This is a genomic window from Saccharopolyspora sp. NPDC003752 (assembly GCF_053605825.1).
Genome location: NZ_JBSGJZ010000057.1, coordinates 33,873 through 49,576 on the forward strand (window position 1 = coordinate 33,873; position 15,704 = coordinate 49,576).

A 15,704-nucleotide genomic window follows, 5' to 3' on the forward strand; every position below is an offset into this window, starting at 1 on the left:
GAGACACTCCGCCGCGCTATGCGCTCCCTCGGGGGTCAACGGCCTCGTCGTTGTCGACGTGCCACGCTCCGGGAAAGTAGTTGGTCTCGAGGTCGCTTACCGCGGGGAAGTGCGCACCGACGCGATCACCACCGCCAGTGGCGAGCGGCCACGCCTCGCCGGCGTTGCCAGGCAGCCATCCCCCAGCAAACGACGGCGGAGTGTTCGCGGGGAACGCGGCCCCTGCCTGCTCACCACTGCCGCCGACGAGCGGCCAGCCTGTCGGCTCCAGGTGCTCTCGCGACGGCGCGATGTCCGGCCTGGACCACTCTTGTGGGTGGGCTGTCGTGCGGCCGACCGGCATAACACCGTCGAAGCCCCCCACGCCAGACCAGTTCACCGCACCAACATTCGGATCCGGCACAACATCGTCGAACCCGAACCCCCTCGCCTCCTGCTCGGGCATCCCCGGCAGACCACGGGACGAATCGATGCTGAAGGCAGCGTCGGTCATGAAGGCGTTGCCGTCAAAGCCGCCGTTGTTCTCGGCGAAAACGTCGTGCGGACCAGTGACCTGGCCGATGTTCGAAGCGCTGAACAGGGCCTGCAGCTGCCCTTCGGACGAACGCAGGACGTCGTCGATGTTGAGTGCACCGCCGGCAACGGCATCGGGGGCGGCCGCGTTGAAGAACCGGTCGAGTTCGGCGGGATCGTAGGATAGGGCGTTGGGGTCTGCGGGACTGAAGGAGAAGACGTCGAAACCGGCGGAATGGGCAGCGTCCATCATGGACAGGAGGTTTTCTCCCAGTCTGCGGTGTTCCTCGACGCGACGCTCCGCCTCCTCGTTGAAACTGATCAGCTCTTCTTCACCACGCTCGTGTCGGATTTGGCTGTCGGCTTCTCGGAGGCTGGTTGAGCCGGGCGCCACCGGTAGCCAGTCCCATACATCGGGGTCACTGAAGATGATGAGGGCTTTCCCGTTGGGATAAGACCCAAGTGACGGCTCGTACTCGAGCCACTGGTCGGGATGGTCGGCGCGATGCTGGTCTAGGGCGCCCTGAACGTGCTCCGGACTACCGCTGAGCAGGATGACCCCGTTCTCGTCGGCGATGTCGATGCCCATCAGAGCCAGCCAGTCCTCGGCGGGCAACGGGGCATCGCTGAGCGCGGGGTCGAGAACGTAATTGCGAGGTCCGTACGGGGTGCCGACCACGATGGCAGGCGCCACGTGGAAGCCCCAATTGACCGTGCCTGGCAAGCCCGGCCAGGCATCGACGGCATTGGCCGAGGCGACCGAGCGACCCGGGTTAGTGCGGACAACGAAGATCTTGCTCGGCTGTGCGCCCATGCGCTGCAGCTGGAGCGACCAGAAATGCGCTCGGGCCGCACAGCCGGTCTCTGGGTAGTCGATCCGGATGGGGACCGTTCCGCTGGAGTGGTGGTTGAAGGTGGAGTTCTTCAACTGCTCGTGCCACCAGGCCGCCTGCTCCAGGGAGACCGGATTGTCGTTGACGAAGCCCAGTGCGTCGAACACCGCATGGGCGTGCTCAGGTCTCAGATTCATCAGATCATCTCCGAGGCTGCGAGAGCTAGCCGCCTGGTAGGCGTCCTGCACGGCCCACACGGTGCGCATGTCGCGGTCCAGGCCGTGCAGCATCATCACCGCCTCGTCGAACTGATCGGCCTCGATATGGCGCTGCAGCTGTTCGGCGAACGCCCGGACGCCCGGGAGTTCAGCGGGCTCCTGAGATGAGCTCGCCGCGCCGCCGCGGCGTTCGCCGACTTGCGATCCCCCAAGCACGGCCGCCTGCGGCGCAGTCGGCTCATAATCCATCAATTCCAGCGACCCGTCGTGCAACGGACCCGGATCCGACACAACACCGCCGAAGTTCCCCGTACCAAACGGATCCATCTCACGGGCAATCGGATCCGGAACACCGCCATCGAAGTACCCATCGCCCCTAGCGACCTGGCCGGAAGCGGGTTGCGGGACCACGGGGGCGCGTGATCCTCTGGCGGTGTGGGTATCGTGCAGTGACCGCGTGGCCATGTAGTGGTTTGTGCCGTTGTAGACGATGTAGCAAGTCAGCCAGTCTTTGCGGAACTCGGCGCCCTGCGCGGACTCGCGGCCGTCGGGACCAATCACCATGATGTTGACCCCCAGCACGCCGGAGGCGAGCTGGGGGGCGATGTCCCCGCCCACGTTGTTCCAGCTTCCGGGTGTGCGTATGTTTTCCTCGATCGACAGCACGTCCCACGCGTCGAGACCGGTGTCACCGAAATAAGCGGTATTGTCAATGATTGTTTGTAGAAATTTGTTGGCGAGCGCGTTGCGCAAACCCTCCACGGACCGTTCAAAGCCGAGCTCGCCAAGCCGGCGCTCCAATACTTCCTTCGGCACCGACACCAGGACCGACTGGGGAAAGCAATCCCCGTTGGCTTCGACATCTAGGATCTCCAGTCCCAACGCCGTCGCCCTCGCACGCTGCCTGTCCCAGGAACCGCCGTCACCAAGCGGGACCAGGTCCTGGGTCAATCCGGACCTGTCCTGCTCCCTGCCATCGAACCCGCTGCCCTCACCGGCGGTATCACCCGCGCCCGGTACAACCAGGCCGGCATCGTCCGTACCGGGATTGGCATCCTCCGGGGCAGGGGCAGAACCGGCCTGCTCAGACTCCGCCCGGCGTTCCGACAACGCCGCCACGTTCTCGCCCGTATCACCCACGCCCAGCACAACCGCACCGGCATCCCCCCTACCGGCACTGTCGTCTTCCGGACCGCCGGGATCCTGCCGCACCCCTTCGCTCTGTGGCTCCAGCGTGCGCCGACCACTGTCCAAAGAGGCCTGCTCAGACCGAACGACATCAAACAACACAGCATCAAAATACGTGTAGGGCAACCGGTACGGCTGGATGCGGACAGAGTCCCGCAAGAAGTCATCAACGGACGGCGAGCCGGCGGCGCCGAACTGGTTGCGCACCTGGCCGACAGCCTCACGGATAAGCTTCTCGACCTCCCCCACGACCCCTTCTCGGACGACCACCACCCCGACATCCAAGACCTCACCACTGCCCGGATCACCCCCCACGCGGCGATAAAGGCCCTGCACCATCCTGGTCACCCGCAGCCGCGCCGACTCCGACAACACTGGGAAGTCCCTCAGGAAGAACTCGGTAAGCTCCAAAGCCCCGTAGTAGCCCTCCTCGGTGCCATCCGGCGTCGCGTAAACAGCGATCCGAACACCTCGCGGGGGCCCCTCCAACAACGGGCCGGTCGGGCCGACCCACGGGCTGAGGTGCCGGCTGAGGTAGGTGAAACGCAGCCCACGCAACCGGGCGGCCACACCATCCCGCTCCAGCCCCTTCTCACGCACCCGCGCCTCAACCACACCACGCACCACATCCTCGACAAGCTGGTGCGCGGCCACAGGCCGCCCGTACTCGTTCTCGTTCTTGTTGCCGTGGTACATCAGCCGCAGGTCCGGCATCTCCAGACCCTGCTCCGCACGCTCCACCAGCACACCGGCCAAACGACCGGCGAACTCCTCCAACTCCACCCGGTCACCGTCATCGAGCACGGCCCCCGCAGGCCCCACCAACGCACCCTTCCAAAAATCGATCGCCCTATCCCGCGAAGAGTCCAGCTGGAGGCTATCCCAAGAGGCCCTGCCGCCCCTCCAAGACAGCCGCGACACCTTATCCTCAGGCAGCCCCGGCAACCCCCCAACGGAAACCACCGACCGCCCAACAGGCCCAACCGACCCACCAGACCGTCCAGACACCTCCAGCAGAACCACACCGTCATCCTCCGGGCCAGGGGCAGAACCGCCCTGCTCAGACCGAACAATGAAGTCCACCCCGCGTGCGGACAGCGCCGCCACGTTCTCGCCACCCGGCTGAGACTCCGCCGCACCGCCACGGCCTTCGCCGACTTGCGACCCCCCAAGCACGGCCGCCTGCGGCGCAGCCGGCTCGTAATCCATCAACTCCGGCGACCCATCGCGCAACCGACCGGACGTCCCTGCCGCCGGAACAGCACCCGGATCCGACACAACACCAACGAACCCACTCCTGCCCCCACCGGCCGTATCACCCGAACCCAGCACAACCAGGCCGGCATCGTCATCCTCCGGACCAGGGGCAGAACCGGCCTGCTCAGACTGAACGACATCGAATAACACAGCGGAATACGGGTGAGCCCCCTCGTACGGCCGGATGCGGAAGAAGTCCTGCAGGATGGCATCAACGGACGGCGAGCCAGCAGCGCCGAACCGGTTGTCCATCGCGCCGACAGCCTCACGGATAAGCTTCTCGGCCTCCCCCACAAGTTTCGCGGCGACACGGTTCGGGTTCGACAAACGCACGGATTCCGGATTGGCCACCACCCCGACATCCATGACCTCACCGCTGCCCGGAGCCCCCAACGCCCGGCTAACAAAGCCCTGCACCATCCGGCTCACCCGCTGCTGCGCCGACTCCGACAACACATCGACTTCTTCCAAGAAAAACTCGGTAAGCTCCGACGCCTCGTAGTAGCTCTCCTCGGTGCCATCCGGCGTCGCGTGAACACTGATCTCAACCCTTCGCCATCGGTCTTCCGACGGCCGGATGAGGTAGGTGAAACGCAGCCCACGCAGCCTCGCGGCCACACCACCACGCCCCCGCCCACGCACCCGCGCCCTAAGCGCACGGCGCACCACAGTTTCGACAGCCCCGTGCTCGCGGGGCATACGCCCGTGCTCGTACTTGAACTTGTCACTGTGGTATGTCAGCCGCAGGTCCGGCATCTCCAGGCCCCGCTCCGCGCGCTCAACCAACATGTCGGCCAACTCGTCCGCGAACCCCTCCAACCGTGCCCGGCCACCGTCATCGAGCACGGCCCCCGGACTGTAGACCTGGGCGAACCAACCGGCGATCGATTTATCCCACCAAGGTCTGTCGTTCCACACAGAGTTGGGCTGCCGCTTGGCCTTCCGAAACAGCCGCGACACCGCCTCCTCAGGCAGCTTCTGCAGCCCCCCAACGAAACCCACCGACTGCCCAACAGATTGAGCCGACTCGCCAGGCCGTTCAAAGGCCTTCGGCAGGACCGCATCCTCATCCTCCGGGGCAGGGGCAGAACCGGCCTGCTCAGACTCCGCCCGGCGTTCCGACAACGCCGCCACGTTGTCGCCACCCTGCGGCGCAGTCGGCTCGTAATCCATCAACTCCGGCGATCCGCCGCCCAACCGACCGGATGCCCCTGCCGCCGGAACAGCACCCGGATCCGACACAACACCACCGAACCCACTACCACCCCCACCGGCCGTATCGTCATTCTCCGGACCGCCGGGATCCTGCCTCACCCCTTCGCTCTGTGGCTCCAGCGTGCGCCGACCACTGTCCAAAGAGGCCTGCTCAGACCGAACGACATCGAACAACACCGCAGCATACGAGTGGGCACCAAAGTACGGCCGGATGCGGAAGAAGTCCCGCACGATGACATCAACGGGCGGCAACGCGGTGCCAAACTGGTTGCGCATCGCGCCGACAGCGTCACGGAGAAGCTTCTCGACCTCCCCCACTAAACCCAGGACACTGTCCGGTTGCCACTTCCCCCACCATTTGGCCACCACTCCGACATCCATGACTTCACCACTGCCCGGAGCCCCCAACGCCCGGCGGACAAAGCCCTGCACCATCCGGCTCACCCGCTGCTGCGCCGACTCCGACAACACACCGAATTTCTCCAGGAAAAACTCGGTAAGCTCCAAAGCCTCGGAGTAGCCCTCCTCGATGCCATCCGGCGTCGCGTGAACCCCGATCTCAACGCGCCCTGGCTCATTCGACCACCGGCTGAGGTAAGTGAAACGCAACCCACGCAGCCTGGCGGCCACACCACCACGCCCCCGCACCCGCGCCCTAACCGCACGACGCACCGCCCCCTCGGCAACCGAGTGCGCGGGCACCCACCCGTGCTTATCCTCGTCACCGAGGTACGTCAGCCGCAGGTCCGGCATCTCCAGACCCCGCTCCGCACGCTCAACCAGCACGCCGGCCAAGCGATCAGCAAACACCTCCAACTCCGCCCGGTCACCGCCTTTGAGCCTGATCCTCGTGCGACCGTAGACGCCACCCCGCCAACCGTCGATCGGTCTATCCCACCAAGGGCCGTACCACCCAGAGTCCTGCGCCTGCCCAGTGGCCTTCCGAAACAGCCGCGACACCGCGTCATCAGGCAGCTTCTGCAGCCTCCCACCCCCCGACTGCGGAACAGGCCTAGCCGACTCGCCAGGCCGTTCGGAAGCCTTCGGCAGGACCGCATCCTCATCCTCCGGGGCAGGGGCAGAACCGGCCTGCTCAGACTCCGCCCGGCGTTCCGACAACGCCGCCACGTTCTCGCCCGTATCACCCACGCCCAGCACAACCGCACCGGCATCCCCCCTACCGGCACTGTCGTCTTCCGGACCGCCGGGATCCTGCCGCACCCCTTCGCTCTGTGGCTCCAGCGTGCGCCGACCACTGTCCAAAGAGGCCTGCTCAGACCGAACGACATCAAACAACACAGCATCAAAATACGTGTAGGGCAACCGGTACGGCTGGATGCGGACAGAGTCCCGCAAGAAGTCATCAACGGACGGCGAGCCGGCGGCGCCGAACTGGTTGCGCACCTGGCCGACAGCCTCACGGATAAGCTTCTCGACCTCCCCCACGACCCCTTCTCGGACGACCACCACCCCGACATCCAAGACCTCACCACTGCCCGGATCACCCCCCACGCGGCGATAAAGGCCCTGCACCATCCTGGTCACCCGCAGCCGCGCCGACTCCGACAACACTGGGAAGTCCCTCAGGAAGAACTCGGTAAGCTCCAAAGCCCCGTAGTAGCCCTCCTCGGTGCCATCCGGCGTCGCGTAAACAGCGATCCGAACACCTCGCGGGGGCCCCTCCAACAACGGGCCGGTCGGGCCGACCCACGGGCTGAGGTGCCGGCTGAGGTAGGTGAAACGCAGCCCACGCAACCGGGCGGCCACACCATCCCGCTCCAGCCCCTTCTCACGCACCCGCGCCTCAACCACACCACGCACCACATCCTCGACAAGCTGGTGCGCGGCCACAGGCCGCCCGTACTCGTTCTCGTTCTTGTTGCCGTGGTACATCAGCCGCAGGTCCGGCATCTCCAGACCCTGCTCCGCACGCTCCACCAGCACACCGGCCAAACGACCGGCGAACTCCTCCAACTCCACCCGGTCACCGTCATCGAGCACGGCCCCCGCAGGCCCCACCAACGCACCCTTCCAAAAATCGATCGCCCTATCCCGCGAAGAGTCCAGCTGGAGGCTATCCCAAGAGGCCCTGCCGCCCCTCCAAGACAGCCGCGACACCTTATCCTCAGGCAGCCCCGGCAACCCCCCAACGGAAACCACCGACCGCCCAACAGGCCCAACCGACCCACCAGACCGTCCAGACACCTCCAGCAGAACCACACCGTCATCCCGCACAGCCGGGGAGACCGGCCCTTCACCAGTCTGGTCAGCGTTCGTCCCTTCGACGTCCATCCGGTCGACGTTTCCCAGGCCGAAGTCACCGACCTCCGGCACACCACCCTCGCCCGGACCAGTCTGGCCGGAAACGGGTTGCGGTGCCACGGGATCGCGTCGTTGTCCTCCGGCGGTACCGACATCGCGGGTCTCTGGCAGTCGCCGGGTGGCCATGTAGTGCCTACGGTCCATGCCGTTGAAGACGATGTGGTAGGTCTCCGTGGTGTCGTGGGACCCGACGCCCTGGAAAGTCCGGCGGCTACCGTCGGGGAAGATCACCGTGATGTTGACTCCCAGCAAATCCGCGGCGAGCTTTAGAGCGAGGTCACCACCCTCGTTGTCCCAGCTCCCGAGTTTGCGAATTTCGTCCGCGATCGTCCACTCGTCCTTGCCAATGATAAAGTCGCGGTAGCGTCCACCGTGTTCTATAAGATAGTTGGCGAGTACATGACGCAATCCCTGCACAGACTTTGCATCGCGGAGATGGGGGGCTTCCCATTTGTCGGCCGGCATGGTTGCCAGGACCGCCCTGTAGAAACAGTTCCCGTCGGCTTCGATGTTGAGGATCTCCAGGCCCAACTCCTTTGCCGCCGCCTGCTGCGCGCGCGTCACCCAGGAATCACTGTCGCCAAGCCCGACGAAGTCCTGGACCAGTCCGGACATGTCTTGGCCCCTGGCGCCGAACCCGCTGCTGCTCTCATCAGCGGTAGCACCTGCACTCCGCACACCCCTACCGGCGCCATCCTCACCAGCCTTGCCATCCGCCGATTCAACGGGATCCACCCTCACCCGTTTCCGCGGTGGCTCGAGCGTGCTGCTGTCCGGAGAGGCATGACGTTTGCGCTCCGCGCTCTTGTTCTCCTGCCACCGCCGCGACACGGACGCCTGGCTGGCCGGGCCGCCGCTCTGCAACGGGTCGTGCTTCCCGCCGACGTCGTCCAGCGAGCTGGAGGGGAAGTGCCCATCGACCCGGTCAGCACCGCGGGTGGCCGACGGCCACGAGAAAAGCGCGCCGACCCGGGCACCAAGCCTGCCGAACAACCGCCACACCGAGCCGTTCGGTGCCGGGGCAAGCGTGGCCTCCTGGCCGACTGCCGCGGGCGACGGCGCGGAAAACGACACGCCAACCTGGTCACCGCGGTCGTTCGCCAACGGCACCGCAGCCCTCGCCACAGCGACGGGCAGCGGCGAGTCGCGCTCCAGCAGCAGCGTGTCCGGCCCTGTCGGTGAGCCTGGCGGCGGAGCGTCCACCGTCGTCGACAGCGGCGTGTCGGGCGGGGCCGCCCGGGTGCTCTGCGGAGGTGTGTCCGGAAGGATTGCAGCTGGCATCCCCTCGGGAGGCACCTCAGTAGAAGCGGGGTTGGCAATCGAAACCACGTTGCCGCCGGCGGGTTTCAGCTCGCTGGGAATGACATTCCCAGCGTCGTGCCGACCGGGCTCTGATGCGCTTTCCGACGTCGGTGGGCCGGTCAGGACAGCGGGGAGTCGAAGCTCGTCGGGAAGCTGATGCACCGGGCCCGGGTGACTCACCCTACGCCCGGAGTACTCGACGAGAACGATCTGCGTCGCGTCGGGCGAAAGCTTGCCGAGTTTTCCGGTCTGGCCATCCAGGAAGACGACACCCTCGGGCCGGTTGATGACGTTGAAGACGTGGGCGATCGGTCCTGCTGTCTCGACGTACACGATCGCACGAGCCCCAAGCTGGGTCTCCTTCATGTGCCTGATCGCATAGTCCCACGAGTCGTACCGATTCCATGCTGTCGTGTGGAAATAGTTCCGGATAGCGGTGCCCGTGTTTCCAGGCTCTGCCGCCCATGGCGCCTCAGCGACCATGTTGTCAATCGCTTTGTCGGTCGCCTCGATGCACTTCAAGCAGTTGACGTTACCGGGGAAGTGTTCGTACCAGAAGAAATTGGCGGAATTGACGGACAGCAGATGCGGAAACGTCGACTTGATGTACTCACGTGCCAGCAGGAACGGGACCGAGTCGAGATGGATCGCCGGCTCGCTCGCAACTTTGGTCTTCCTGGCAAGCACGGGCCAGGTATCCGTTGGCATTCCAGCGGGTTCGCCGGCGAATGGATGGTCGGCGCTCGCGGGGTAATCAAGGCCGGCAGGGTTTAGCCGAGCGATGTCGTCGTCGGACAACGCGGTCCTGTGCTCTCGCGACGGCGACATGCCCGACGCGGACTCCTTGTGCGTGTGAGCTGTTATGCGACCGAACGGCCAACGCGACTCTTCCAACGGGGACTGCGATTCCTTCGGCGTCGCGATACTCTCCGGGTCCAGGAAAGACTCGATCGCGCCTTCAGCGTTTTCGTCCCGAGTCTCGAACAGGTCAGCACCTGCGAAACCGGTCCGTTGGTCGTTGGTCAGGCTCGGCCCCGACACCACCGCAGTGTCCGCTATGGACGGAGCAACAACATCGGGCACGCCGAGCCAGTCCTCCGTTCCCCAATCGGAATCGAGCAACCAGTCCGGCACCTGCCCAACGATGCTCGACAGGTCATCACCAGCCGAGGCACCAAGATCCAGGCCCTCCAACCAAGCCTGGTCAAAACCCAGATCGGTCAGGCCCAAGACCAGGCTAGCCGGGTCAAAGACCGGGTCAAAGTGGGTCAGGCCGGGGTCCACCGCACCCGGATCCTCTACAGAGTGCTCCGGCGGCGCCTCACCCGAGGAAGAATCAGCCTGCTCAGCCCCCAAGGCGGCACCCGAATCCACCTCACCCGCGGCCGCGAGGGAATCCGGCCGCACCCGTTTCGCCGGTGGCTCAAGCGCGTCCCGGCCACTACCGGAAGAAGCCTGGCGTTTACGCTGCGCTCTTCCGTCAGGGCCGGTGTCCGAGGCGGCACCCGCCTCGACGACAGCAGCAGATCCGCCCTGCCCCACATCCGCGTGATCACGGGTATCCACACCGGACGACTCCAGGCCCCGTTCCCATTCCCGCACCAGCCCATCCGTGACCGGACAGACGAAGAGGCCCCTCATGTCGCGGCCAAGGGGCAGTTTCTGGCCGCCGTCCCACTCCAGTTCCAGCAGAAACTTCCACATTGTCTGCGGCTCGCCGGGTTGGGGGCGCCACCCGACGATCTGCTGCCGCACCTCCTCCGGCACCACCGGTGGTAACACCTTTCCCCACCAGTCCCGCACAGTAATGCTGCCGAGCAGCCCGCCGGACAGCTCCGCCACACTATCTTTGGTGTGGACGTATCCGTCGGCTTCGTTGGTCTGCCAGCGCAAGCCCTTGACCCACGCTTTCACCAAATCCCCCGTGACCAGACAGGCAAAGCGGCCCCTCTTGTCGCGGGCAAGGGGCAGCTTCTGGCCGCCGTCCCACTCCAGACCCCGCAGAAACTCCCGCAGGTGCTGTGGCCCGCCGGGCTGGGGGCGCCACCCGACGATCTGCTGCCGCACCTCCTCCGGCACCACCGGCGGTAACACCTCCCGCCATGCACCACGCACAGCGTCGCTGCCAGCCAGCCCGCCGGACAGCTTCACCACACTATCTGTGGTGTGGGCGTATCCGTCGGCTTTGGTCTGCCAGCGCAAGCCCTTGACCCACGCTTTCACCAAATCCCCCGTGACCAGACAGGCAAAGCGACCCGACTTGTCGCGGGCAAGGGGCAGCTTCTGGCCGCCGTCCCACTCCAGACCCCGCAGAAACTCCCGCAGTGTCTGCGGCCCGCCGGGCTGGGGGCGCCACTTCACGATCTGCTGCCGCACCTCCTCCGGCACCACTAGCGGTAACACCTCCCCCCACCAGTCCTGCACAGCGTGGATGCCAGCCAGCCCGCCAGACAGCTCCGCCACACTCTCTCCGGTGTGGGCGTATCCGTCGGCTTCGTTGGTCTCCCAGACCAAGCCCTTGACCCACGCCTCCACCAGATCCCCCGTGACCGGACAGGAAAGACCCCGCAGAAACGCCCGCAGTGTCCGCGGTCCGCCAGGCTGCGGGCGCCACTGGGTGATCCGCTCCCGCATCTCCACCGGCACCACCAGGGACTCGCCCCGCGCGGCTGCGTGTTCACCGGTACCCCCGTGGTGATCACCAGTGCCCGCCCGACTACCAGACGATGCTGAAGACACCGAACCACCGACTAGAGCATTCACACCAAACGGCTGCCGGCCACTGCCGGAAGAAGAAGCCTGGCGTTTACGCTGCGCGCTCGCGTCAGGGCCGGTGCCCGCGGCGGCACCTGCCTCGACGACAGCAGCAGCTCCCCCTTGTCCCGCATCCGCGTGCACACCGGTATCCGCATGATCACCGATGCCCAACCGGCTACCCAACGGTGAAACACCCGGCCGCTCCTGGACCCCAGAGACCATACTTCCCGGCATTTCCGGCAAGGCCATGTACCCGGCATCAGGCGCACCGAACCCGGACGGCGTCCCGCCCGCGAACAACGAGTCGTGGTCGTCCTCGGCCTCCTCACCAGGCCGCACACCCACCCCGCCCGGCACCGAATCACCGACCAGAGCATCCACACCCGACGACGCGTCACCACCCACCACCCGCCCGACCGGAAGCACCACACTTGCGTGATCACCAGTGCGCGGCCCGGTGCCAGACGGTGCTGAAGCAGACGTCTCGGTGAACAGAAGGCCATCCTTGGCCCTGGGGGATGGGCTGATCACCACGTGTTCACGCAACTCGGCGAGCGACAGCCACCCGTACCGCGGGAGAAATCCCTCACATACCTCTTCCAGCGCACGGTCCCGTAGTTCCGTGTCCCACGCCACACGCTCCTTCTCAAGAACCTCGACGTTCAGCGTGAGACGCGCATCAGGCCGACTCTCGACAAACCGACCGACGAAACCCTCCAGCCGCCAGAACAGCCGCTGCCCATCAGCGGCCGACAAACGATCCTTTTTCGCCGAGAGAAATTTGAGGTCCAGCTGGCGGGCGTTGCGATAGTAGTCCGCAGTCCGACCCGACAGACCACCGACAGACCGGATTTCGAAGTCGGGGTCGAGAGGAAAATCACGGTCTTCGTCGCGTCCTCTGTAGCGACGCCACCAAGACCAGGTCACCGGCAGACGTTCCAGGGCAGCCGCCAGTTCTTCGTTGAGAAGGTGCGGTACACGGGCTGGCACCTCGCCGCGCTCACCGTCCCCATCGGCCTCGTACTCGCCCCCACCCTGCGACGGCCGGTACTTCTTCATCTCCTGATCCAGCAGACCCTTGATAAAGCCCAGCGTCCGCTCCCTCACCGTCGGCTGCAGCGCGCCTGGCAGCAACCCACTCGGCGGATCCGGCCTGCTGTCAGCGTCGACATTCGCCCGAACCGTGATCCGGATATCCGGCAACTCCGCCTCCGGCCCCAGCCCCGCAACCAGCCCCGCAATCACCTCACCCAACTGCCTCCCATACTCCTCAACACGCCTCTCGTCCGGTTTGAGCAACTCGGTCTTCTCCACGGTAAGGTCGTCAAACTGTCCCTTACGCAAGTCATCCGGCAATCGGACCTGAGCGACAGCAGCGTGTGGCACCGGCGGACTGCCGATTAGAGCATCCACATCAGACGACCCCATGCCCAGTTTCCATTCCCGCACCAGCCCATCCGTGACCAGGCAAGCAAAGTGGCCGTTCTGGTTCTTACCAAGGGGCAGTTTCTGGCCGCCGTCCCACTCCAGACCCCGCAGAAACTTCCACAGTGTCTGCGGCTCGCCGGGCTGGGGGCGCCACCTGACAATCTGCTGCCGCAGCTCCTCCGGCACCACCGGCGGTAACACCTTTCCCCACCAGGCCCGCACAGCTTCGCTGCCAGCCAGCCCGCCAGACAGCTCCGCCACACTATCTTTGGTGTGGACGTATCCGTCGGCTTCGTTGGTCTGCCAGCGCAAGCCCTTGACCCACGCTTTCACCAAATCCCCCGTGACCAGACAGGCAAAGCGACCCCTCTTGTCGCGGCCAAGGGGCAGCTTCTGGCCGCCGTCCCACTCCAGACCCCGCAGAAACTCCCGCAGGTGCTGCGGCCCGCCGGGCTGGGGGCGCCACCCGACGATCTGCTGCCGCACCTCCTCCGGCACCACCGGCGGTAACACCTCCCCCCATGCACCACGCACAGCGTCGCTACCAGCCAGCCCGCCGGACAGCTCCGCCACACTATCTTTGGTGTGGACGTATCCGTCGGCTTCGTTGGTCTGCCAGCGCAAGCCCTTGACCCACGCTTTCACCAAATCCCGCGTGACCAGACAGGCAAAGCGGCCCGACTTGTCGCGGCCAAGGGGCAGCTTCTGGCCGCCGTCCCACTCCAGATCCCGCAGAAAGTCCCGCAGGTGCTGCGGCTCGTGGCCGGGCTGGGGGCGCCACCCGACGATCTGCTGCCGTACCTCCTCCGGCACCACTAGCGGTAACACCTCCCCCCACCAGTCCTGCACAGCGTGGATGCCAGCCAGCCCGCCAGACAGCTCCGCCACACTCTCTCCGGTGTGGGCGTATCCGTCGGCTTCGTTGGTCTCCCAGACCAAGCCCTTGACCCACGCCTCCACCAGATCCCCCGTGACCAGACAGGCAAAGCGGCCCGGCTTCTCGCGGGCAAGGGGCAGCTTCTGGCCGCCGTCCCACTCCAGACCCCGCAGAAACTCCCGCAGTGTCTGCGGCCCGCCGGGCTGGGGGCGCCACTTCACGATCTGCTGCCGCACCTCCTCCGGCACCACTAGCGGTAACACCTCCCCCCACCAGGCCAGCACAGCGTCGCTGCGAGCCAGCCCGCCGGACAGCTCCGCCACACTATCTCTGGTGTGGACGTATCCGTCGGCTTCGTTGGTCTCCCAGATCAAGCCCTGAGCCCACGCTTTCACCAGATCCACTGTGACCGGACAGGAAAGACCCAGCAGAAACGCCCGCAATGTCCCCGGTCCGCCAGGCTGCGGGCGCCACTGGGTGATGCGCTCCCGCATCTCCACCGGCACCACCAAGGACTCGCCCCGCGCGGCTGCGTGTCCACCGGCACCCCCGTGATCACCAATGCCCGCCCGGCTACCAGACGATGCTGAAGCAGAAGGGCCAGTGACACGAGACGTACCGGGCGCGCCACCACGCAGACCCGGAATAGCCGGCCGGTCATGACCGTTTCGTTTCTGCGCCTCGACATAGGCGACTTCAACAGCCAGCCTTACGGAGTTCTCCGGCACCGAAAGCCGAGCCCACTCCGGGTATATGTGCCGAACCTTCCGCCAGTGCGCATACCCGTGGCGAGCATCCTCCGCCGTCACCACAACGTTTTTCTGCGGCTGCGTTTGCTGCCGGATCTGCCGCATCGCAGACCGCACGTGTTCGAGCAGGTCACCACTCAACTCCACCGGCCAACCACCCACCACCGCCGCCGACTCCACGGTCTCGGCGTTCACCTCACCAGACTGCGGCCGCCCGTACAGGCCGGCAGGCCCAGCGTCCGGGGATTGATCAGCGTGCGTGGCCTCTCCCGCCACCACCTGCACCCATGGTGTGTCACGCTCCAGCAATGGGGTATCCGGCCCCGCCGGTGAGCCCGGCGAGTCCACTGGCGTCGACGGTGGCGTGCCGGACTCGACCGCCCGGTCGCCCTGCGGGCGAATAGACGACGGATTTCCAGCCGACGGATTTCCAGCCGACGTCGGGCCGGTCGACGTCGGGCCGGTCGACGTCGGGCCGGTCGACGTCGGGCCGGCCTGGGCGGCTGAGGGGCTGCCGACGTGCAGTAGGCCGCCGGTTTCGGACAGCTCCGCGTGGGGCTGAGCAGTTTCGGCCATGCCATTGTGTCGCCCGGAGTCGGTGCTCTGAGACAGGTCAGATCCGGTGTCGCCATCGAGGGCAACGGGCGTGGCCGAGGCAGTCGAGGAAGCCTGCGGCAGGGGCAAACCATCGCCCAACGACGGAGCGACAACACCATCCGCGAGCGTTCCCGCGCCCGGGCCGGGGGAAACGCCGGGGGAAACGGTCCCGGTCTCTGCCGCCAGTGTGGGCGCGCCCGTGGTTACCGGAGTGTCCGGTGTGGATATGGGTGTGGCCGGATACTGTCCCGCCGATGGGACGAGGTCGATGACCGGGGCCGACGTGTCGGCTCCGTCCACGGACGGCAGGCCCGCGGCCGCAGCCGGCACGTCCGCGCCCGGATTCGGCACATCCGACACGGGAGCACCGATGCCCGGACCCACCACACCCGGCGCCGACGGGACCGTCCCCGCCGACGAGATACCCACTGCCACACCAGGGACGGCG

The 15,704-nt window shown here is 66.1% G+C and carries 1 protein-coding gene; it reads right to left on the reverse strand.

Annotated elements, in window-relative coordinates:
• Nucleotides 1-16 precede the first annotated feature (16 nt).
• The gene (locus tag ACWEV3_RS39875) at nt 17-15,616 is read right to left on the reverse strand and encodes a protein-glutamine glutaminase family protein (protein WP_452618867.1); all 15,600 of its coding nucleotides are present in this window, start codon (nt 15,614-15,616) and stop codon (nt 17-19) included.
• Between the last annotated feature and the right edge of the window lie 88 nt (nt 15,617-15,704).